22 protein-coding genes are annotated in these 21951 nt (G+C 59.8%); 12 read left to right on the forward strand and 10 right to left on the reverse strand.

All coding sequences use genetic code 11. The features are described 5' to 3' along the window. Positions 1-44: 44 nt before the first annotated feature. The 5 genes from AC1DK3_RS12980 (at position 45) to AC1DK3_RS13000 (ending at position 5355) form a co-directional block, all read left to right on the forward strand. A complete protein-coding gene (locus AC1DK3_RS12980) occupies positions 45-842 on the forward strand; it encodes a YdcF family protein (RefSeq protein WP_477192597.1) in 798 nt (265 codons plus the stop codon). 226 nt (positions 843-1068) lie between these two features. Then, positions 1069-2892: a methanol/ethanol family PQQ-dependent dehydrogenase gene (locus tag AC1DK3_RS12985; RefSeq protein ID WP_477192598.1), complete on the forward strand. Its 1824-nt coding sequence runs from the start codon at positions 1069-1071 to the stop codon at positions 2890-2892. Then, entirely contained in the window at positions 2873-3685 is an 813-nt protein-coding gene (locus AC1DK3_RS12990) for a quinoprotein dehydrogenase-associated putative ABC transporter substrate-binding protein (RefSeq protein ID WP_477192599.1), read from the forward strand. The genes AC1DK3_RS12985 and AC1DK3_RS12990 overlap by 20 nt, the downstream gene beginning before the upstream one ends. 5 nt (positions 3686-3690) lie before the next feature. After that, positions 3691-4191: a c-type cytochrome gene (locus AC1DK3_RS12995; protein WP_477192600.1), complete on the forward strand. Its 501-nt coding sequence runs from the start codon at positions 3691-3693 to the stop codon at positions 4189-4191. A gap of 339 nt (positions 4192-4530) precedes the next feature. After that, entirely contained in the window at positions 4531-5355 is an 825-nt protein-coding gene (locus AC1DK3_RS13000) for a hypothetical protein (protein WP_477192601.1), read from the forward strand. 101 nt (positions 5356-5456) lie between these two features. Here the strand turns inward: AC1DK3_RS13000 and AC1DK3_RS13005 are convergent, their stop codons facing one another. The 4 genes from AC1DK3_RS13005 to AC1DK3_RS13020 all read right to left on the reverse strand — a co-directional run bounded on the left by AC1DK3_RS13005 (position 5457) and on the right by AC1DK3_RS13020 (position 9335). After that, positions 5457-5777, reverse strand: a complete 321-nt coding sequence (locus tag AC1DK3_RS13005; RefSeq protein ID WP_477192602.1) for a hypothetical protein — start codon at positions 5775-5777, stop codon at positions 5457-5459. Positions 5778-5938: 161 nt separating this feature from the next. Then, the gene (locus tag AC1DK3_RS13010; protein WP_477192603.1) at positions 5939-8101 is read right to left on the reverse strand and encodes a DUF1217 domain-containing protein; all 2163 of its coding nucleotides are present in this window, start codon (positions 8099-8101) and stop codon (positions 5939-5941) included. Positions 8102-8294: 193 nt separating this feature from the next. Continuing rightward, on the reverse strand, positions 8295-8816 hold the full coding sequence (locus AC1DK3_RS13015) for a GNAT family N-acetyltransferase (RefSeq protein ID WP_477192604.1): 522 nt from the start codon (positions 8814-8816) through the stop codon (positions 8295-8297). Between the two features lie 57 nt (positions 8817-8873). Beyond that, positions 8874-9335, reverse strand: coding sequence for an NUDIX domain-containing protein (locus AC1DK3_RS13020; protein ID WP_477192605.1), 462 nt, complete (start codon positions 9333-9335; stop codon positions 8874-8876). Between the two features lie 117 nt (positions 9336-9452). On the opposite strand from AC1DK3_RS13020, the gene AC1DK3_RS13025 reads away from it, so the two are divergent. From AC1DK3_RS13025 to AC1DK3_RS13035, 3 genes are all read left to right on the forward strand, one after another. After that, positions 9453-10358: a metallophosphoesterase family protein gene (locus tag AC1DK3_RS13025; RefSeq protein ID WP_477192606.1), complete on the forward strand. Its 906-nt coding sequence runs from the start codon at positions 9453-9455 to the stop codon at positions 10356-10358. A 346-nt stretch (positions 10359-10704) separates the two neighbouring features. Continuing rightward, positions 10705-11784 (forward strand): patatin-like phospholipase family protein, encoded by a 1080-nt coding sequence (locus AC1DK3_RS13030; protein ID WP_477192607.1) that lies wholly within the window; start codon positions 10705-10707, stop codon positions 11782-11784. Between the two features lie 107 nt (positions 11785-11891). Next, complete coding sequence (locus AC1DK3_RS13035) at positions 11892-12419, forward strand: DUF3280 domain-containing protein (protein WP_477192608.1); 528 nt, start codon at positions 11892-11894, stop codon at positions 12417-12419. A 69-nt stretch (positions 12420-12488) separates the two neighbouring features. Here AC1DK3_RS13035 and AC1DK3_RS13040 read toward each other — a convergent pair whose 3' ends face one another. After that, on the reverse strand, positions 12489-13286 hold the full coding sequence (locus AC1DK3_RS13040; protein ID WP_477192609.1) for a helix-turn-helix domain-containing protein: 798 nt from the start codon (positions 13284-13286) through the stop codon (positions 12489-12491). 230 nt (positions 13287-13516) lie between these two features. Between AC1DK3_RS13040 and AC1DK3_RS13045 the strand changes: the two genes are divergently transcribed. Further along, positions 13517-13900 (forward strand): lysozyme inhibitor LprI family protein, encoded by a 384-nt coding sequence (locus tag AC1DK3_RS13045; RefSeq protein WP_477192610.1) that lies wholly within the window; start codon positions 13517-13519, stop codon positions 13898-13900. Positions 13901-13941: 41 nt separating this feature from the next. On the opposite strand, the gene AC1DK3_RS13050 is transcribed toward AC1DK3_RS13045, so the two are convergent. Both AC1DK3_RS13050 and AC1DK3_RS13055 read right to left on the reverse strand, forming a co-directional pair. Further along, a complete protein-coding gene (locus AC1DK3_RS13050) occupies positions 13942-14388 on the reverse strand; it encodes a septal ring lytic transglycosylase RlpA family protein (RefSeq protein WP_477192611.1) in 447 nt (148 codons plus the stop codon). A gap of 271 nt (positions 14389-14659) precedes the next feature. Beyond that, a complete protein-coding gene (locus AC1DK3_RS13055; RefSeq protein WP_477192612.1) occupies positions 14660-15148 on the reverse strand; it encodes a septal ring lytic transglycosylase RlpA family protein in 489 nt (162 codons plus the stop codon). 608 nt (positions 15149-15756) lie between these two features. Here AC1DK3_RS13055 and chrA point away from each other — a divergent pair. Continuing rightward, the gene (chrA, locus tag AC1DK3_RS13060) at positions 15757-17085 is read left to right on the forward strand and encodes a chromate efflux transporter (RefSeq protein WP_477192613.1); all 1329 of its coding nucleotides are present in this window, start codon (positions 15757-15759) and stop codon (positions 17083-17085) included. Between the two features lie 2 nt (positions 17086-17087). Here the strand turns inward: chrA and AC1DK3_RS13065 are convergent, their stop codons facing one another. Beyond that, positions 17088-18059, reverse strand: coding sequence for a magnesium transporter CorA family protein (locus tag AC1DK3_RS13065; RefSeq protein ID WP_477192614.1), 972 nt, complete (start codon positions 18057-18059; stop codon positions 17088-17090). A gap of 194 nt (positions 18060-18253) precedes the next feature. Here AC1DK3_RS13065 and AC1DK3_RS13070 point away from each other — a divergent pair, with 194 nt between their 5' ends. Beyond that, a complete protein-coding gene (locus AC1DK3_RS13070) occupies positions 18254-18577 on the forward strand; it encodes a hypothetical protein (protein WP_477192615.1) in 324 nt (107 codons plus the stop codon). Between the two features lie 90 nt (positions 18578-18667). On the opposite strand, the gene AC1DK3_RS13075 is transcribed toward AC1DK3_RS13070, so the two are convergent. After that, positions 18668-19162, reverse strand: a complete 495-nt coding sequence (locus tag AC1DK3_RS13075; RefSeq protein ID WP_477192616.1) for a bactofilin family protein — start codon at positions 19160-19162, stop codon at positions 18668-18670. A 224-nt stretch (positions 19163-19386) separates the two neighbouring features. Next, a complete protein-coding gene (locus AC1DK3_RS13080) occupies positions 19387-19713 on the reverse strand; it encodes a hypothetical protein (protein ID WP_477192617.1) in 327 nt (108 codons plus the stop codon). A gap of 223 nt (positions 19714-19936) precedes the next feature. Between AC1DK3_RS13080 and AC1DK3_RS13085 the strand changes: the two genes are divergently transcribed. Next, positions 19937-21328 carry a polysaccharide deacetylase family protein gene (locus tag AC1DK3_RS13085; protein WP_477192618.1) on the forward strand — a complete coding sequence of 464 codons (1392 nt, stop codon included), beginning with the start codon at positions 19937-19939 and terminating at the stop codon, positions 21326-21328. Positions 21329-21951: the final 623 nt, after the last annotated feature.

The raw sequence follows: 21951 nt of genomic DNA on the forward strand, positions 1-21951 counted from the left end.
GGGACCAGGGTCTAGGTTCGACGGTCGAGGGTTAGGGGACTGCAGTGTTTTTCATTGCATCGAAGATCATCTTCTTCTGTATCCAGCCTTCGAGCCTCGCGTTCCTCGCGCTAGCCGGCGGGTTCCTTTTTTTTCATTTCAAGCGTCCGAAGCCGGGAGCATTTTTGCTGCTTCTCGGCTTCGGGATCATCGTTCTCTTTGGCATCCTGCCGGGCGGCAATATTCTTATCCTGCCCTTGGAGCAGCGATTTGCAACGCGGGTGATGGACGTTCCGCAGGAGAAGATCAGCGGCATCATTCTCTTGGGCGGTTTTGAAGACGGTGCGCTCACAGACAGCCGAGGCGGCTTGGCGCTGAATGAGTCAGCGGAACGTTTGACCGAGACGGTGCGCCTCGCTCACGCGCTTCCCGATGCGAAGGTGATCTTCACGGGCGGCAGCGGTTCTCTTTTCGGCGGCGAGGGCATTGGCTCCGTCATCGCGAAGTACTTCATCGACACCGGCATCGAGCCAAGCCGTATCGTCATCGAGAACAACTCGCGGAATACGTACGAGAACGCGATGTTCACGAAGGCGCTCGTCAAACCCCAACCGCCGGATAAGTGGCTTCTCGTCACGTCGGCTTTCCATATGCCGCGTTCGGTCGGCGTTTTTCGGAAGGCCGGATTCGATGTCGCGCCTTATCCCGTCGATTTCCGGACGCGCGGCATGGGGGATGCCGTTCGCCCGTTCGACAGTATTTCCGCTGGATTGGCGCGCACAGATCTCGCGGCCAAAGAGTGGATTGGATTGCTTGCGTACTGGGCGTCGGGGCGAAGTGCGTCCCTCTTTCCTGGGCCTTGATCGAGCGCGATCGCATCCGTGGATCTCGGACGCCGGACAGTTGTTGTCTTCCGCTTAACGGTAGTCCGTTTGGCCTTTCGCAAAAGGGATCTAATGCCTGGAACCTGATTTGACGCGACAGGTTGTGGCACTCAGAGGGTGCCGTTGACGCAGTGAGCGTGAATTATGGCGGCTTACGCGTTGTTCTTTTCGGCACCGGCCACGCCCAATATCTGGGGATACGCCGATGCTCAATTTCAGGCAGTACAAGTTAATATTTTTTAGCTTGCCGCTTTTTGCAATTTGTTCTCTTCCCGCATCCGCTCAAACTTTAGCCCAGCAAAACATTTCGCCACCTAAAGCTCCGTCCTTTGCGACAGCCGGTGGAAACGAGTGGCAGATGCCGGGCGCCAATACCGGTTTGACGCGCTACAGCTCGCTCAAAGACATCAACACCGAGAACGTATCGAGACTTCAACCAACGTTTACCTTCTCGATGGGTGTGGACCGCGGTGAAGAAGCGGCGCCGCTCGTCATCGGCAGCACGCTTTACGTCGTCACTCCCTATCCGAACATCATCTATGCGCTCGATCTCTCGAAGCCCGGCGCGCCGCTGAAATGGAAATATGAGCCGCATCCGCTCGCCGCTTCGCAGGGCGTCGCCTGCTGCGACGTCGTCAATCGCGGCGTGTCTTTCGCCAACGGCCGGCTCTTCTTGAATACGCTGGATGGCAATACCGTCGCCGTCGATGCCAACACGGGCGCCGAGATATGGCGTACGAAGATGGGCAACATCAACGAGGGCGAGACGATGACGATGGCGCCGCTCGTCGCCAAGGACAAAGTCATCGTTGGCGACTCTGGCGGCGAGATGGGCGTACGCGGCTGGATCGCGGCGCTCGATCAGGGCTCGGGAAAGGTTTTGTGGAAAGCCTTCAGCACGGGTCCCGACAAGGATGTTTTGATCGGAACGGGATTCAATTCGTACTATCCGCAATTCCAGGGCAAGGATCTCGGCGTCGCGACCTGGCCGCCCGGTATGTGGGAGCAAGGCGGCGGCACGGTCTGGGGTTGGGTTTCCTACGATCCTGAACTCAACATGATCTACTACGGCACGTCCAATCCGGGCCCGTGGAATTCGTCGATGCGCCCAGGCGACAATCTCTGGACTGCCGGAATTTTTGCACGCGATGCCGATACGGGGCAGGCGCGCTGGTTTTATCAGCTCAGCCCGCACGACGTCTCGGACTATGACGCGGTCAACGAATGCATCCTCCTGGATATGAACTGGAACGGCAAGCTGCGAAAGGTCCTCGTTCACCCGGACCGCAATGGCTACGTCTACATCATCGATCGCGAGAAGGGAGAAGTTCTCGCCGCAACTCCGTTCGTGCCGATCACCAGCAGCCAGACCGTCGATATGATGTCGGGCCGCTTGATTTATAATCAGGCTAAGACGCCGAAGGTCGATCAGGAAGTGAAGGATATCTGCCCGGCACCGCCTGGCGGCAAGGATTGGCAGCCGTCGTCATTCTCGGAGCAGACAGGCCTTCTCTATATTCCGCACAACAATCTGTGCATGGATATCACCGAGAGAGACGTCGGCTATATCGCGGCCACGCCTTACGTCGGCGCCGACGTGCACATGAAGGCCGGTCCCGGCGGTCACCGTGGCGAGATGACGGCGTGGGACGTTCAGGCGGGCAAGGCGGTCTGGAAAATCAACGAGTCGTTTCCGGTATGGAGCGGCGCGCTCGCGACTGCAGGCGGCGTCGTCTTCTATGGAACGATGGAAGGTTGGTTCAAAGCCGTCGATGCGAAGACCGGTGCTCTCCTTTGGCAGTACAAGACGGGGTCCGGCATCATCGGTCAGCCGACGACGTGGCGGGGCCCCGACGGCAAGCAATACGTCTCCATTCTGTCGGGTGTCGGCGGCTGGGCCGGAGCGATCGTTGCCGGCGGATTGGACAAGCGCGATGGCACCGCCGCGCTCGGCTTCGTCAATGCCGTCAAAGATCTTCCCGAGCATACGACTAAGGGAGGGTCGCTCTATGTCTTCTCGGTTCAATAGAACCTTCTTCCTCGCAATCGGCATTGTAGCTGTTTCGGCCGCTCCCTCGTACGCGCGCGAATTGAAGTTCTGTGCCGATCCTAACAACATGCCGTTCTCGAACGATCGCGGCGAAGGCTTCGAAAATCGGATCGCGACGCTCATCGCAGCCGACATGGGGGCGACGGCGACGTTCGTCTGGATGCCGCAGTGGCGCGGTTTCATCCGAAAAGGTCTTGGCGCCGGGCTTTGTGATGTCGTTCCCGGTGTGCCTGTCGACTTTCATCGCGTGCGCCCAACGAAGCCCTATTACACGGCGAGTTACGCGTTCGTTCAACCTGCGGGGACCTCTGCTCCGATATCGTCGTTCGACGACGCAAACTTGCGCGGTAAACACATCGGCGTTCAGCTCGTCGGTAACGATGGAGCGAATACGCCGCCGATGACGGAGCTTGCGCGCCGCGGCATCACGAACGGCATCAAAGGATACATGGTTTTCGGTGACTGGTCGAAGCCCGACCCGCTTCTTCCGGTCGTCGAAGGCATCGCGCGCGGCGATGTCGATATCTCGGTCGTGTGGGGGCCTGTCGCGGACTATTACGCGGCCCGGCAGACGCCGCCATTGCGGGTCACCCACATCAGCGACATTCCGGACATGACGTTTTCTATTTCGATGGGCGTGCGGAAACCCGATATGGCGCTGGCCGACGAGATCAATCGTTCTCTCGACAGGCGGCAAGCGGACATTCGCAACATTCTCGCGGATTATCACATTCAGACTTCTGCAATGAAGAAATCCGCAGCGGCGGAGTGATTCCGATGAAACGATTTCTACCCTATCTGAGCTTTGCGCTTCTCTTTGCGCTTCTGGCGGGCATCTTGCTCGCGGGGTACGGGTCTCGAGCAGCGGACGATAAGCCGGCATACAAGCAGCCGACTAATCCCGAGCCGCAAGTTTCATTGGTTCCACTTGCGCCTGGAGGTGGGGAGCCTATCGCGCAGACAAGCGCTGAAGGCCGCAAATTGGAGAACGATCCGGCGGCAATCGAGAAAGGCAAAGCTATCTACTCGGCGATGAATTGCGTCGGCTGCCATGCCAATGGCGGCGGCGGCATGGGCCCGCCGCTGATGGATAACATCTGGATCTTCGGCGGTTCGATCGAGAATATTGCGGCGTCCATTCGCGAGGGACGGCCGAACGGGATGCCGTCGTTCCGCGGATTTTTGCCCGACGAGCAGGTTTGGGAGGTCGCGGCGTTCGTGCGCTCGCTTTCGGTTCCCGTCCCAGGGACCGCAGCGGATACCAAACCGGCAAAGTAGACGGAGCCGCTCCGGCGGCGGGGCACATTCGTTGTCCCCTATGTGGCGTTGTCGCGTAGCCCATTGAGTTATCTCAGCTCCTTCAGAGACCGCCGCCGGCGTAGCGCGGCTTCCATTCGACAGAAGGAGCTTAAGATTTCAGGAACGGCGTTCGACGCTCACGGGGGCGCTTCCAGATGCGCGTTGTTTCGGAACAAACCTCCCTCCGACCGGGTTGAAGGAGCGGCATTATGTGAGGAGACGTGCAGTGCACGAGATCATTTATCTGATCGGATTGATCGTGGTCATTTCGTTTCTTCTGGGCCTTTTGGGTTTTAGATGATCGATGGAGATGCCACGATGGTAGAAGTTATCGATATGCGTGACACTCCCCCGTTTCTCAGCTGGCGGGGTATTTTGGCGGGTGCGGTTGCCGGATCGGCGCTATCCTTCGTATTGATGTCGCTCGGCGTCGCGGGAGGCCTTTCGCTCTTATCTCCTTGGCCCGGGCAATCCCATGGTGGACTTGCTTTGTCCGTCGCTGCGGCTTGGGCGCTCATCGTGACGATAGCGTCGTTCCTGATCGCTGGATTTGTGGCTGCTCGTGTGCGTCCGCGCGTCGGCGATGTGCCGCCGGACGAAGTTGAATTTCGCGACGGGCTTCAGGGTCTCGTCACTTGGGGTGTGTGCGTACTGTTCGGCGGATTGATCGCGGTAGGGATCGGTTCGGCTGCACTCCATGCCGGATCGTCGGCTATCGCAAAATTCTCGAGTGCTTCCTCCAGCCCGTTGTCGGCTATCGTTTCGACGCTCTCGACGCCGCCGGAAGGAAAGCCGGTGACGAACGTGCAGCTTCTCACTCCGGAGGAGGAAAAGACGATCGAGGCGGTGTTCATGAGATCGTTCGGTAATGAGCATCTGGCGCCAGCCGATCGGACCCTCGTCTCGTCGATCGTTGCGGCGAAGGCGGGCATCCCCATTGCGGAGGCGCAAACGCGCATAGATCAGGCTTACACCGATGCGATCGCCGCGCTGGACAAGGCGAAGAAGGCGACGGAGCTTTCGGGGCTTCTGACCGGAATTGGACTTCTTATCGGGCTTTGCGCAGCTTGGTATGGCGGTGTCCGTGGCGGCAATAGCCGCGATACCAACGTTCCGGCGCGATTTCGATTTCGAGCATTCTGATTGCTACGCGCTTCCCGACTGGAGACGTGAGGAAACTCACGTCTCTTTTTCGTTTGGCCCGCTTCCGTTTGCGCCCATCTTCGTTGGCGGGAGAGGGACGCTCAGTCGGTCTCGTTCAGGATGATGTACGGCCGGCGCCTCGGTGTCGGCAGTGTCGGCAACGGCGGGCCGAACACCGGTTGTCTCAGTGTCCAGTTGGGTCCGGCTGTGCCGGCGGTGCTGGGCGAGTGACCGTTCCACGCCGAGTCAGGAAGCAGGAAGTCGTCGGCTGGGAACGTCGGCCCCCGGCGATCGACAGGAGCCCATACGACGCCGCAGCATGCGGTTCGCGGCCCTGACTGGGAGCGATAGCCGGCTGACGCGGTTCCCGCCGCGAACAGTGCGGCTGCCGTGACAAGTGAGGTGAAAGCAAAAGATCTCATCGCGTGGTCCTTCGCATCGGAGCCCGGCGTCGAGGAAGACGCATTTTCCCTGCTGCGGACGTTAATCCTGCCGACCAACAACTAAAAGACCGTTTAACCGGATCCTTCAGTCTGCTGCATTAATGGCACAAAAAGCGAAGGGCGACCGGCGAGGGAACCACTTATGTCGTGATCGGATCGATCGTTATGATCCTGCTGGATCTCGAATTCCCTTGGAGGATCTGAAGGATGGCGGACTGGCTGCTATCGGCATTTTGCGCATCGTAGAGCGCCGCGAACTTAGCGATAAGCTTGTTCAATTTCGCCGGGTCCTGGAGATCAGCCAGATTGAGCCTATTGGTTATCATCTTCGCCTGGGTGTCGATATCGGCGGCCGACATCAGCGAGGATAGGCCGAGGGCTGTCTGGGCGAACTGCACCAGGGCCTTATCGGCAAGGATCTGGTAGGGCGAGGTGATATCCGAAGCTTTCCTCTGGAAATAAAGCGCGAGGCGGACGCCGTCACTCTGACCGCCGGCTTGCGATTCCATCGTCTGCTGGAGGTAGCCGTCAGCGGTCGCTATGATCTGGCTGCGGTATTGCGCTTCTCCCGCCGGGACGGTGAGGGTCTTGCCGTCGGTTCCGAAGTTGAATGCGACGGCCAGCGGGCGATACTTAGAATTTGCGGTCTTGTTGATATAGCTCTTTGGATCCAACGGATCGCTCGTCAGAATGGTGCGCAAATCGCTCGTCGATAGTTTCGCATCCTTCAGCCCGTATGCGCTGAGCATGAAATTCACGAGCTTGGAATCTTTCAGAAGATCATCGACGTTGTCGATCGTGGCGATCGTCGTTGCGTAGTAATTGCTATCGGCCTCGGCCTGATCCAGCGCGGCCGTCGATGTGTCGGACTGCGTCATATAGAGTTTGACGGTCGCGGTTAGATTTGAATCCGTCTGGGCTACCGCCGCGGTCTTGGCGTTGCCGTTCGAGTCAAAGTTGAATGCCGACGCCATCGCGATGTAGGTGGGGTTGTGCGACTGGTTCGCGAAGCTGTTCGGGTCGCTCGGGTCGCTCTGAAGGATCTTGGTGATGGTGTATTTCGTCGTGTTCAGAGGATCTATTCCGTAGGCGGAGAGGATGTAGTTGTAAGCCGAGCTGTTCAACAAATCCTGGACGCTGGAAATACCGGCGATCGCGTCCTTGTAAGCGGCGGTTGCCGTGTCGTTCGATGTTGTCTGGGCAGCATTGTAACTGGTCGAATAGGAAGCCAACAGGCTGCTGACTTGCGCCGATGTCTGCGCCGCACCGTCTTTGACCGACCCGTCGGTGTTGAAGCTGAACATCGTCGCCAGCTTCTGGAATGCGGGGTTGGTCTGCTGATTTGCGACGCTGTTCGGGTCGGAGAGATCGCTCGTCAGGATCTGGCGCAGCAGCGTTTTCGATTGAGTGTTGGGATTGAGACCAACGGACGTGACCGCGACGTCAAACAGGGTGCTGTTTGCCAAGAGATCGTCGACGGAAGTCACGCTTGAAATGGCAGAATTATAATACTGCGTTTTGAATGTCGCTGCCGAAGAGGTCGCGTTTGTTCCGGATGCGTTGAAGTACTGAGAGATCGTGGTGACGATGTTGTTGTCAGACTGGGCGGTCCCGTTGACGCTGCCGTCCGTCGCGAAGTTGAAGGCGGAAGCGAGAAGCTTAAAATTGGAGTTCGAATTCGCAAGCGTATTGGCGACGCTGTTCGGGTCGGACAGATCGCTCGTCAGAGCGGCTCTGATCGCTGCGGTAGACGTGGTGTTGGGGTTCAAGCCATAGGCCGAAACCGCGAAGTTCAGCAGCCGCGAGTTCGCCATCAACTGATCGACGGATGTTATGTTGCCGATGGCCGCCTGGTAGTACGTCGCTTCGGTCGAGGCGGCGTTGCCTTTGTTGACCTGCTGCTGCGTGTACAGGCCAATCGTATCGTTCTCTTCCGCGGAATTCTGCGCGAGGGTCGGCTGGGTCGCGAGCTTGCCGTCGGTCGAAAACTGGAAAGCCTTCGCGAATTCCAAAAATCGCGGATCGGTGAGCTTATTGACGAAACTTTTGCTGTCGGTCAGGTCGCTGGTCAGGACCTTCTGCATGAAGGCCTTGGCGTACGTCATATCGCTCAGGCCGTATGCCGTCATGGCGTAGCTGAAAAGGCGCGAATTGCTTAGGAATTCATCGACCGTCTTCACCTTGTCGATGTTGGCCTGATAATATTTCGCGGCGTTCGAAACGTCGCTCTGGGCGGAAATACGCGAAAGCGTTTTTGGCAAGTCCGCGGCGTAGGTCCGGTAGAGGAGATACGTTGAGATCATCGCGAGCTTTCGGCTTCAATCGACTCGAATTGGTTAAACAGGAATCTCACAGCTCAACCGGCGTGCCAAGGGCCGCGATTTGCAGTCGGTGGGTTGGATACAACTCGTGCGTCACCGGCAACCGCCATAAGCCGCCCGGAAGATGGTCGACAGATCCGGGTTACGATGACGTTACCGCCGCGGCTCGCCGGGCTTAAAAGTCCAGCGTTTCGACGGGCGGCTCGGCGATCACCAGTCCGCGGTAGCCGGCAAGCGCGCCAGGCTCCAGTTCGTGCGCCAAAATGCGGAACGGATTGACGGGGCCCGGAAATACGATCTGGCCAGGCGGCACGGCTGTGAAGCCGAAGCGGCCGTAGTAGGGATGATCTCCGACAAGGATGACGACCTTGGCGCCGCCGCTCCGCGCAGCTTCGAGGCCCGCCGTCATCAGCTTGCTGCCCAGACCAAAGCTCCGGTGATCGGCGTCGACCGCAACGGGCCCGAGCAGAACCGCACCTTTGGCGCCCCCGATAGTGATCTCCGTCGTTCGGATCGATGCCACGATCTCGTTGCCAATCGAGGCGACGAGGCAGAACCGCGACAGATGCCCTTTTCCTTCGCGCACCCGATAGGCGGACCGCGCGAAGCGTCCGGGTCCGAAAACGCGCGCATGCAGCTTCGATATCTCGGCGATATCGTCGGAGCGTGCTTTACGAATGACGAGAGAAGGGGACATGCGCGGACTTCTAAGCAGCTCGAGGAAGCCGGCAACGTCCGGCAGGCGGGGCTTCTATCACACTTGGGAAATTGTGCGACCCTCATGCGAGCGACGAATTCGCTCCGCCGTCACCGGCGGAAGGCCGGCGGGCAGGGAGGCGAGCGGGAAGAAGCTTGTCGCCGGAGTACCTGGGATCGAAAGCCGCCGCCAATCGCGGACGACGTACAGTCCCGTTTGGACTGTCCGGCGGTCTCGGCTCCCGGAATAAAATCCGCGCAATTCCGGCTTCGTATTAACCTCGATGCCTGCAATGTCGCGCAGGCCACGCCGGACCGCGGTCTCGAGCGTCTCGCCGTTCCGGGTGGTCGTTCCGGGCAGGCTCCAGCCGCCGCTCTCGTCTTGGCGCACCAGCAGCGTCCGGCCCGCGTCGTCTATGACACACGCCTCGACGGACAAATATACGCCGCGCGTAAATCGCCAGTATTGCTGGAAAGCGCGGGCGACGAGGGGGCCCAGCAGAAATCTATCTTCCCTCATCGTCGAACTCTCCTTTGCGTGGCGGCCGTTCGCTTTTCTCTTAGGCGCTAGGCATTTGCTAGTTAGCACGGTGTGCTAGAGTGTGCTTCCCGCAGCTCACCTACCGCATTCCCAAATATGACCGAGACTTTCACGCTCGCGCACTTTTCCGATGTGCACCTGCCGCCCGTTTTCGGGAGCCGATGGCAATATTGGAATGCCAAGCGGGTGCTTGGATATTTGAATTGGCTTCGGAAGCGGCGTCGCGTTCATCAGGGCGAGATCGCCAATAAGCTCATCGCCGATGCTACGGCGCTTCGCGTCGGCCATATTGTCATTACGGGCGATCTCATCAATCTCGGCCTGCCGTCGGAATACGAAGCGGCGCTCGATTGGCTGAAATCCATCGGTTCGCCCGAGGACGTGACCGTCATTCCGGGAAACCACGACATCTATTCGAGCTTGCACGGCGATCCGGGCGTCGCCCGGTGGGCGGAATATATGGGCGGGGAAAACGATACGCTGGCGTTTCCGTTCGTGCGGCGCGTCGGCCCGATTGCGCTCATCGGGTTGAATTCCGCTGTCGAGACGCCGCCGTTCTTCGCCGGCGGGCGGATCGGAGCCCATCAGCTCGAGATTGCGGGTGAGCAGCTGGCGGCTCTCGGCGAAGAAGGTATCGTCCGTGTCGTGCTTATCCACCATCCGCCGCTTCCCAATCTGGCTCCGCCGAGGCGCGCTCTGAGCGATGCCGCGCACTTCGCGCATCTGCTCGAGCGCGGCGATGCCGAGCTTGTGCTTTACGGCCATAATCACAAAACGCGGGTGGATTGGCTCAGATCTCGAACAAAGTCCATTCCGGTCGTGGGCGTCGCGTCGGCGTCAGCTGCTGTCACATATGGCGAAGAGCCATTGGCAAGCTATAATCTCTTTACGTTCTTCAAAAGCGAGAATGGACTTCGTATCCGCCATGTGGTGCGTGGAATCGACGGGCCGGATTCGCCCGTCAGAAAAATCAGCGAGACGGTTCTGACGCCCGCGATATGATTTCGATACCATGGCTGCTCTCGTCTTCGCGGCCAAATGCCACGCGCGCCAACCTCGTGGCGTTCGTGCTGCAAGCTGACGCATCAGCTCGATTTGCGACCACCATTCCGGAGTCTCGTGAGTTGAGGCTTACGCGTTGAGCACATTGCAGGCGCGGATCGCACAAGCGTTGAGCAAGCAAATCGCGCAACGAGCAAGTGTAACATTTACACGCTAGTGACTAAGCTTGGTGATAGCCCAGTCGTTCTGCCGCGGCGTCGATGACATACCTCTGCCGCGCGCGTTAATGATATGGAGTCACGCTGGCCTTTGGTTTTTTTATTGGCCTGCGGGGAGCAATGCGGTTTTGCCAAAATCTGCTTACATCAATCTGGCCTTACAAGGCGGCGGAGCTCATGGCGCCTTCACCTGGGGGGTTCTCGATCGTCTGTTAGAGGACGATACGCTTCAGTTCGGCTGGATCAGCGCAACGAGCGCCGGCGCCGTCAATGCGGTCGCGCTCGCGGCAGGGCTTGCCGAAGGCTCGCGCGATAAGGCGCGCGAGAAGATGTACAAAATCTGGCACGCCATCCACAACGCCGCCATCCCCGATCTGACACGGCTCAATCCGTTTCTCAACGGGCTGGTGCGGACAACGCATCTCGCATCGATGCTGTCGCCTTACGAATTCAATCCGCTCGGCTTCGATCCGCTGCGCCGTCTCCTCACCGAGCATGTCGATTTCGAATTGATTCGAGCCAAGTCGCCGGTCGACCTGCTCATCGCCGCCACGCATGTCGCGACCGGCAGAGCGCGTCTCTTTCGCGAACACGAGATCACGGTCGATGCAGTTCTCGCGTCGGCCTGTCTGCCGGTGATGCATCATGCCGTCGAGATCGATGGCGCGGCCTATTGGGACGGCGGCTTTTCCGCAAATCCCGACCTTGTGACGCTCGCGAGCGAAAGTCCGATCGGCGATACGCTGCTTGTCATGGTTGCTCCGCGCACCACCGCCAAGCTGCCGACGACTGCGCGCGATATTTCAATTCACGCCAACCGCCTTACGTTCAACGCGCCGCTGTTGCGGGATATTGAAGTCATAACAGCGGTGCGCGAGACATCGGGGCCGTTGCTCGCAAAAGGACGCCTTGCACCGATTTGCCGTCACCGCTTTCACCTGATTGATGGGGGCCCCGTCACAGGCGCACTCGATCCGGAGACAACCGTGAAACCCGATTGGGACATCATCACGTACCTTCATGGCGCCGGCCGCGACTATGCGGAGAAGTGGCTTGAGGTTGCGCGTTCGGCTGTTGGAAGGCTCGAAACCGTCAATCTCGCGAACCACTTTTTCCCGCCCGTCGAGGACGGCATCACGTTTCGCTCACCCATCCTGACCAAGCGGCCGGTTCAGAAGCGGGGCGTCGGTGGCAAGCGCCAGAAGTAAGCGATTTTTATTGGCGCTGGGGACGCACCTAGTGGGGAGCTGGCCGCCAGCGCAAAATTCCGCAACCATCCCTGCGTTCAGCGGTTTTACATTCTTGGAGGACGACGATGATTGAGCGGCGACGCTTATTCCTATTGCCATTGATACTCGCGGCGCTGCTGCAGGTACCTTTCGTTCAGCTGGCTGGAGCTTCGCCGTCACCGCCTCGTCTAGCGTTCCTCGGCTTGCGCCTTCAGAACGATAATGAGATTTTGGAGCCGACGACTGAGGCCGAACGCAATCGGATCTCGATTATCGAGAAACAGTTCACATCGTCACTCGAAGCCGCGCGCAGCTATTCCATTGTGCCGTTGACCAACGACATCCGCGCGAAAATATCGAGCGGCCAGTTCGTCGGTTCATGCGGGGGCTGTGAGGCGGCGTTCGGAAAAGAGCTGAAGGTTGACCGGGTCGCTTGGATCACCGTTCAGAAGGTTTCAAACCTAATCTTGAACATGAACCTCTACATGGCCGATCCGGCGACCGATAAGCTGACGTTCTTGAAGAGCGTCGACATTCGCGGCAATACGGATGAAACTTGGTCGCGCAGCTTGAATTACCTACTAAAGAATTATTTCTACGATCAGAAGTCGTAAGCGCGAACGGCTCTTTGATTTGCGCTGGCGACTCCCCTAGCAGGGAGCCGGCCGCCAGCGCGGACGGGATCAGGTAACGAGCCGCGCGTAGCCCTCGGCGATGGTTGCATCGAGCAGGCGTTTGTATTCGCCATAGGCCGGGTTCTTCGGCGTCACCTCGCCAAAGGCATCGGCATCGAAGTTTTCGCGCTGGGCGTAGAGTATCGGGGTCGCGACCGGAATGAAGGTCGCGCGTTGCTTGTTCAGCGTCGTGATGATACCGCGCATCTCGCCGGAGCGATCGAGTTGCGAGACGACGACCATCCGCATCGCGCCTTTGGTCAGCGAGACGAGGTGGATGAAACTCGAGGAAGCCGGGATATAGAGCCGGCCGCGATGGGCATATGGGGCGTCCGGCCGGTCGCGCTCCTGAAAGAGAAGGCTCGGCCACTCCGCGTCCCAGGTAATATCGGTGCGATAGGCGATAATCGTGTCGGGAACCGAGAACGATCGTCTGAGCGTCAGATAACTGCCGATGTAATGGTCGACGGCCGCGCGCGTGTAGGCCCCCATATAAATCGGCGCGATGCCGCCGCCGTTGCCTCTCAGCTCCAACGGCCTGCCCGCGCTTTCGAGCGCAACGGACTCACCATGCCAAGCGTCGCGAAGCCCGTGAAAATCGAGGCCCAAAACCATGCAGACGTCGAACAGCGTTTGATCGCGCACGGAGCGTCCGCCGAGGAGGTTTTGAATTGTCTTCTCGTGGCAATCGGCGGCGTCGGCGAGTTCCGCCTGCGTCAGCTTCTTTTCGACCATTGCCGTCTTGATGCGCTCGAGCGCCTCGGGACGAGTGGTGGCGGGCGCAGGCTGGGCGACAGCTTTCTTCATTGGCCGCTTGATTTTGAAGCCGGGCGACGGACGTCGCCGGTGCGGGAAAATACCGATTCTTTCCGCTAAGACGCAATCGGAATCCGGGTGCAATAACCCGACTTCCTGCCATTGCCGCCAAGTGGCGCTTAACGGCCTCACGTTTCCGGACCGGTTTCAGCATTGTCGGGGTGTCCACCGCTGGGGTGGCTACCCGCGCCAAGAGACGCGCGAAACGAGGAGATGGGCACATGTCGGATACGGTAACTTTGAAGTTGGCAGCAGCAGTTTCGGCTGGATCGCTGCTGGCGCTCGCCATAATCGCGGGTGCGGTTCGCCCCGCGGCCGCACAGGAATTCGATTGCCAGCGCGCGCGCACGGCGTCCGAGCGGACGATTTGCCGAAGCGACCGGCTGGCCGGGCTCGACGAGCGGATGAGCGCTTTATATTCCGAGTTGAAGTCGGCCTACGACAATCGCTATCAGCGCAACGACTTGAAGATGTATCAGCGCCGGTTTCTGGATGCCCGCGATAGCTGCGGCCGGGACATCGAGTGCATCAGGGGCGCTTATCTCGACCAGATCAGCGTGCTGGAATCCCGTCTCGAGCAGGCTTACCGGCGCAGTGAGCGCTGAGCGACCTTCCCCCGGCGCCAAACTTTCCCAAGCGAACTGGCTTAGCGGTTGAGAACCTCGAGATTGACAGCCGCCAAGCCCATGCCGGTCATGCCGAGGTCTTCGGCGGCTTTCGTGGACAGGTCGATGACGCGGCCCGGCTTGAAGGGGCCGCGGTCGTTGATCCGAACGACCACGCTATCGCCGTTATCGACCCTCGTTACGCGGACGCGCGTGCCGAAGGGGAGCGTCCGGTGTGCGGCGGTCATATCTTGCGGGTTGAAGGCTTCCCCCGTCGCGGTCCGTTCGCCTTTTCCGTAGAAAGACGCGATGCCCTTGAGGGCGTGACCCGTTCCGGCCGGGTCGGGGCCATGAAGTCCGTAGGGTTGTTCGCCGATCGGCGCTGCAGCGGCAACGGGTTGCTTGGCGCTGGCGAAGGACGGCTTTGCGATCGTTATTTTCGCCTGCCAGTGATCGAATGTGCCGACTGGGCGGGCTGGAGCTGTCACCGTGGTCCAATGGCCGTTTGCCTCGGCCTTATTTGCCGGGCCCGACAGGTTTTCGGCCAGTGATTGGGCTTGAGACGGGGTTCCCCCGCCGAGCAGGGCCAGACCAACTATCCATACGGCAACACATGCCAAACAAATGCTTCGGCGCACGCACATCCCCCCGGATACTCCCCTAGCGCCGAGGACTATGGTGATTCGGATGGCGGAAAAACGTCGGGAGGCGCTGGTTGCCCAACGCCTCCCGATGTTTATTCGAAGATAACGCTCAAGCTCAGCTGCGGCCGAGAACCTCGAGCGAGACGCGGGCCAGGCCGGCTCCGGTCATGTTGATCTGCCGGGCAGCGCCGCGCGACAGGTCGATGACGCGGCCGCCGACGAAGGGACCACGGTCATTGATGGTGACGACGACCGACTGGCCGTTCGACTGGTTCGTGACGCGAACGCGCGTTCCGAACGGGAGCGTGCGGTGAGCGGCCGTCATGCCTTCAGGGTTGAAGCGGGCGCCCGAAGCGGTCTGCTGGCCCTGCCAGTAGTAAGATGCAACGCCGTGCGAACCGCCGCTGCCGCCAGTCGACTTGCGGGCTGCGACTTTCTTGGTGGCCTTGCGGCCGGAAACGTGGGCGTGCTTCTGGTTAGAAGCCTTGTGGTACGACGTCTTGTGGTACGTAGCCTTGTGGTGCGACGAGGCCGCCATTGCGGGGACGGTTGCTGCCGTAACCCCGGCGAACGCGAACGCGGCGATCGCAATCGTTGAACGCATAGTTCACTCCTTGTTAAAGGAGCAGCAGTGATCCGGGTCGAATGAGCGGTTTCCCCCGCCCGCGGCACGCCAGCAGGCGACCACGGGGCAACCGCTTCGGAAGCGGCACCGTCGTTAATGTTGGGAGAAGTAGCTCTTAAGGCGAATTACCCCCTGTGTGACCCGTTACAGAACTCCAGAACCTGGTTCTACCTGCTGCCCGTGCTAACTGGGGTCTCCCCCCGTCCTGGCCGCGCACAACGAGCACCCTGTGGATAAGAGGTCAACCCACGGCCGATACCACCTTTTAACCATAATCCATAAGTTACGGAAAATTATAAGTTATTTTGAATGCACTTTTAGGTTGCGCGACGCCAGGTCGCAGAATTGGACGCGTGTTAACGGAACAAAAATCGTGGCGGGTGGCAGCGCCACAAAATCTCGACCGTTCAATCCTCTAGAGCGGCGGCGGCCTTCGTTGCTCTGTATGCGCCTTTTTCAACGTGTCGGCGGCGCGCTCGTCATCCGTTGCACGCCGCTCGATCCATTGAAGGATTCACATTGACCGAGCCGGTCGCGGTAAAGCATCGGCTTCTTTTCGTGTGTGGGATTTCGAGGGTGAGACAGATATGGGCGACCACGAACCGGTGCGGGCTCACCCAACCGAACCCCTAGCCAATCCATCGTTCGGTGAGGCGTTGCGGGTCTGGGCGCAGATCGGTCTGATGTCATTCGGAGGGCCGGCCGGGCAGATCGCGATGATGCACCGGGTGCTGGTCGAGCAAAAGAAATGGCTCGATGAGGGGACCTACTTGCTGGCGCTCAACTTCTGCACGCTGCTGCCGGGTCCCGAGGCTATGCAACTCGCGACGTATGCCGGATGGAAACTGCACGGGACGCGCGGCGGGTTGGCTGCCGGCCTGTTGTTCGTCGCGCCGGGCGCGCTGGTCATTCTGACACTCGCCGCACTTTACGCGTCGTTGGGGAACGTGCCGGTCGTCGTTGCCGTCTTCACCGGGATCAAGGCGGCCGTCCTTGCCATTGTCATCGAGGCGCTGATCAGGATTGCGCGGCGATCGCTGGCGGGACGCGTCGAGTGGTTGATAGCGGCCTTGTCGTTTGCCGCCATTTTCTTTTTCCGCGTGCCGTTTCCGCTGATCATTCTCGCCGCCGGGCTATTCGGCTACTGGCGCAATGCGGGTGCAAACGAGAGTGCGGCGGCAGTACCGGTCCCCGCCGTGGCGGTTCCGCTCGCATCGACGGCGAGGGTGATCGGCATCTGGTTCGCGATCTGGACGCTGCCGCTGTTGGCGGTGGCGATCACCTTCGGGTTCGATCACGTCCTCAGCCAGCTGGCGCTGTTCTTCTCGAAGCTCGCGGTCGTCACGTTCGGCGGCGCGTATGCGGTCCTCGCCTACATGGCGCAGCAGGCGGTCGAAGGATATGGCTGGTTGAAGCCGGACGAGATGCTCGATGGGCTCGGGCTTGCGGAGACGACGCCTGGTCCGCTGATCCTGGTCACGGAATTCGTGGGGTTTCTCGCAGCGGCGCGGCAAGGCGGGCAGACATCATTCCTGTTCGGTGTCCTCGGCGCGGCTGTCACGCTCTGGGCGACGTTCGTGCCGTGCTTCCTCTACATCTTCGCGGGCGCTCCCTACGTCGAGTGGCTGAAGTCTGCCCCCAAACTCAAGGCTTCGTTGTCGGCCATTACGGCGGCGGTGGTCGGGGTGATTTTCAACCTGTCGCTTTGGTTTTCGCTGCACGTACTCTTTCGGGCCCGTTTCGAGGTGGCGGCGGGGCCGCTCCATTTCGAGGTGCCCGAAATCTCGAGCATCGATCCCGCGGCGCTGACGCTTGGCATCCTCGCCGCGCTTCTCCTCTTCGTGCTGCGCGCGAGCATCGTGATGACGCTCGGCGTTTCAGCGGCTGCCTCGTTGTTGCTGGCGCTTCTCAGCTGAGGTCAGAGCCATCCCTTTCTTTTGAAATAGAGGTAGGGGACGAGGGCGGCGACGAACATCAAGACGAGTGCGAGTGGATAGCCGTAGTCCAATTCGAGCTCGGGCATGTGGCGGAAGTTCATTCCGTAGATCGATGCGACCAGCGTCGGCGGCATCAGCATGACCGCCATGACCGAGAACAGCTTGATGATCTGGTTCTGCTCGGTCGAAATCATGCCGAGGGTCGCGTCGAGCAGAAAGCTCGTACGGGCGGACAGAAAGCGCATGCTTTCCATGAGCGACAGGATATCGTGATTGGCCGCTTCGATCCGCGCCAGCACGCGGGTGTCGTCTTTGCGCTCGCGCGCGGCGTTCGCAAAGTAGAGCGAGAGCCGATGCAGAGACATGGCGCTTTCCTGCGCTCTGGAGGTTATGTCGCCTTCCTTGCCGACTGATTTGAGGAGGACGTCCAGGCGGCGGTTCTGGGGCCTGCGGCTGGCGGTGGTTTGTCCGAACACGAGAGGCGCCATGCGTTCGACCTCGTCCTGGACGCGCTCGATGAGATCGGCTTCCCGTTCGATCAGCATTTCCAATAGGCCGATCATCACGCCTGGGCCCGTTACGCAGTCGACATCGCCCTTGGCGGCTCTCGCGATGTAAATCGGAAATGCTCGCGGCTCGGCATAGCGCACGGTCACGAGGTTGTTGCGGAAAAGGATGAAGGTGACGACGGACGTCATCGGCACACCCTGCTCGCTGTTGTGCAGGATTATGCTCGTCATGTAGTAGGCGCCGTTTTCGGTGTAGAAACGGTTCGAGGCCTCGATCTCGCGCATCTCCGACCGCGTCGGGATCTCTATGCCGAGCGCCTTCTCGATGAACTTGTCCTCGTCTTCCTTCGGGTCGATGAGGTCGATCCAGACGGCCGTCGTGATATCTCCGACTGTTCCTCGCGGTACCAATTTCTCGCCAACTGCGTCATACACCGTGATCATTGTGCGTAGACCTTTTTGGATTCTCGTATTTCTCAATTGCCGGCCGACCGGCGGTTGGATCCGTTCCGGTGCAGCCGCCCAGGCATTTCACGTCGTTCGGCGGCGGACAATCCCGTAAGGTCTAAGCTTGGTGGATGAGGTTTGTTGCAGCGAGACGCACTAAGTGTGACAATTCAGTCTCAAAGGAGGGCTACATGGCTCTACGATTGACCGTCGGGATCGGTGGCAGGATCGGCGCCAGCGTCGCGCTCTTATCGGCGGGATTTGTGCTCCCCGCAGAGGCGAAGATCGCGTGCAACAAGGGTTATCAGCTGGTGCAAGGATCGTGGCTCGCGACGCCTTATTGCCAGGACCAGTACGTCGCGCAGGTGGCCCACGACTACGGGTTCAAGGCTTCGCCCGACAGAGTTCGCAATGAGCCGCTGTTCAAGCAGCACCTTTGCCGGTTCATCGGCCAGGACATCCGCATCAAGGAGTCGTGCGACGAGGTCAGCCCGTCGGTGCGCGGACGCTTTTAGTGTGATTGACGATTTCGGTGTGATGCGGTGATCATCTCGCGACGATCACCGGCATAGATCTCAGCTCAGGTCGTCTCAGCTCAGGTCGTCTTAGCTCAGGTCAGGCGTGACCTCGCCAACGTCTTTGGCACGGCGGACGCTGCCGTCGAATTGCGCGCCTTCGTCAATCGAGAGCGTCTGCTTGATGATGTCGCCATCGACTCGCGATGTCGCGTTGAGGTTGACCGAGGTGCCTTTCAGGGCGCCGCTCACTTCGCCCTGCACCGTAATGGTGCGCGCTGTGATGGTGCCTACAACACTTCCTGTCTCGCCGACCGTCACGGCTTCGCCGTGCACATCGCCCTGGATATGTCCGGCAATGAGAAGCGAGCCTTTGGTTTTGATGACGAGCTGCTGACCGGCAATCGTGATGTCCTGCCCGAGGACCGACGTCGGTGCGTCGATCATTGAGCCCGATTGCTGAAGCGGAGAGCCGAAAAGCGGCGGAGCCGGAGTTTTCATCTGTGGTATCGGCTGCTGTTGCGGTGTGAGTGTCTTGACTGGCTCAGGGCCACGAATATCCGGCGTCGCTACGCGGTTGAACATCTGACTACCCCCAAAAAAGAACTGCTGTCGCCCGTCCCGCTACCGCAGCCTAATCACTGTACTTGGCGTACATTATGGCCAAGTTGGCATATGTGCCAGCCTAGTTTCGCCGCGCTGCGAAAAACCTTTTTCGCGGAAGATCATTAACGTCACCCTTTGCCCAAAAAGCGAGCGGGCCGCCTCGCGGACGGCCCGCGCAAAACATTCTCGATCGACCGCGAGCGCTATCTGTACAAGTCCACGAACGGCGCAACGATGTGCTTGCCGTGACGGTCCTTGTAGACGTGCACGAAGGGTGCATCGACGACAGTTCGGCGGCCGCTTTCTACGCGCGTGAACGGCGCATGCACGACATGACGACCGCGATGGCGGTAGTGGCGATGATGATGCCGATAGCGGTGGTCGTTGCGGCGGTAATCCACTCTAACGTGGCTGGTGGATGCTGCGCTTGCAGGCTTCGCGACCGTCATCGCGTCAGCTGCGGATACGGTCAGCGCGACCGAGCCGAGCATCGCGGCAATGGTTAGCGCGGGGCGGAAAAATGCCGTCATCAGATACTCACTTCATTTCTGTTTGTAGGTCATTGAAATTAAGGGTCATTCGTTTCGAACGCAACTCGGGTGCGGCAAAGGTCCGACTCATGGCAGACTTGTGCTGAAAGTGAGCCTGGGTAGTGAAGCCAGAAAGCGACGTGCTCGTCTCAATTTTTCTGTGACGGGCTGCTGCCGCCATTGGAGTCTGCTAGGTTCCGTTAATAAAATAAGGGAGGACAACATGTTCGTTTGTCGGGTGGCGCTCTTATGTGGTCTGACGGCACTTTTCGCCGTACCCGCCGCCTATGCAGCGGATGAAGCAGCCTGTCCTCGCGCGGGCACGCTCGGGGTATCCCGCACCGTCGAAATCGATACGACCGGCGGTCCTGGCTTCGGCATGGACAACTACAAGGCCTATGACTTCCTGCAGGACAAGGAAGTCATCCTGACCTTCGATGACGGCCCGCAGAAATACACGACGGAAGCCGTGCTGAAGGCACTGGCCGACGAATGCGTGAAGGCGACTTTCTTCTCGATCGGAAAGATGGCGCTCGGATACCCTGAGATCATCCGCGAGGTCGCAAAGGCCGGACATACGGTCGGCACGCACACGTGGAGCCACAAGTCGATCGCCAAGCTCAAGACGTTCGATGAAGGCAAGGACGAGATCGAGCGCGGCGCCAGCGCGGTTCGTCGCGCGGTCGGCGGTCCGGTCGCGCCGTTCTTCCGCTTTCCAACTCTCGCCGATACGCCAGAGGCAGTCGCCTATCTCGGCAAACGCAACATCGCGATGTTCTCGACGGACATCGATAGCTTCGATTTCAAGCCGCAGACGGCCGATCATCTCGTGAAGTCGCTGATGCAGAAGCTCGACAAGAGGGGCAAGGGCATCCTCTTGATGCACGACATTCACAAGACGACCGCGAAGGCCGTGCCGTTGATCCTCGCCCAGCTCAAGGCGAAGGGATACAAAATCGTCCACATGACTGCGAAGTTTCCGCTGACGACGGTCGCGGAATACGATCAAGCCATCGAAAAGGAAGCCAAGGGCTTGCCGCAGGTCGGCTCCGAGCGGCCGGTGTCGAGCATCGTCAAGACGATCGATGGTCCGGCGCCTGCGCCGGAGGCTGCTGCGAACGGTGGAGAGCCCGAAGGGCTGCCGGCTCCGCCCACTCCTGAGGCTTCGACGACCACGGGTTCTGCTGCTCCGGCTGCTGGGACCGCGACGCCAGCGGCTCAGGCGGCGCCGCCGCTTCCGGCATTTCCGACAACGCCTTCGACGGAACCAGCGTCCAATCCGGCTCCGGGCAAGCAGTCGGCGGTCGCGCCGATGAAGTCGATCGCCGAACCGTCGTCGCCGCCGTCTCCGAATGGCCCGGTCGTCACGGCGACGGGCAGCCTTCCGGCGGCCAACACCGCAGCCGCTTCACCAACGCACACGGCGGCCGTGAACTTGGCGTCAGAGACGTCATCTCCGGTTAAAACCGTTTCAGGGACAGGGCCGCAGGAGACCGCGACGGCAAATGCCGCTCCCGCTGCACCCATGATGCCGGTCGAGACGGGGCCGCAGCAGCCGAAGAAATCGATTTCACAGCGCGTGAAGGAAGCCTGGGAATATTGGTTCGGCCAGTAAGCGCCGAGGGTCCAATACAAACCCGGGGCCAGATACAAAAAAGAAATGGGCGGCGATGCCACCCATTTCTTTTTGGACGCCCTGTTAGGCCCCCCCGGGCCCGCCGCAAACCAAGTGTTGTGGCCTAAGCGCAAGACAGCGCAGTGGCTTATCCTTGGGCGTTCGCTACGGCCGACGCTGATGATCGACGTGTAGCGTTTTCCGGCATCACGTGGGACTAGACCCATCCCCCAGTCGATCCCCCGATCGGCTGCCCACTTGACGCAAAGCTATGTGAGGCCGGGCGCTTCTTCCAGATAAAACGAATCATCTTGCTCTGAATCCAGGCAGGTGTGGCGTCCTGGATACAACTCAATGATTTATCAGCATGCGGCGCATATTGCTGTGGATAGGCCTAACACGGCGCGCTTTCGGCAAAAAGAAAGGGCCGCTCCCGAAAGAGCGGCCCCGTGAGATCATCGTTCTGAGCGGAGTGCAATGTCTACCGCTTAGGTCTCAGATGCGCTCCAGGAGAGTTCCGGATGCAAGCCTGAGCGACCACGACATCGTCCGCCTCAAGATCCCACTCGACATCGGATCACCTCCTCTCGGTTGTTGAAAGATGAAGATAAGCTGGCACTGTT

The sequence above is a fragment of the Hyphomicrobium sp. 01T421 genome (assembly GCF_056398805.1).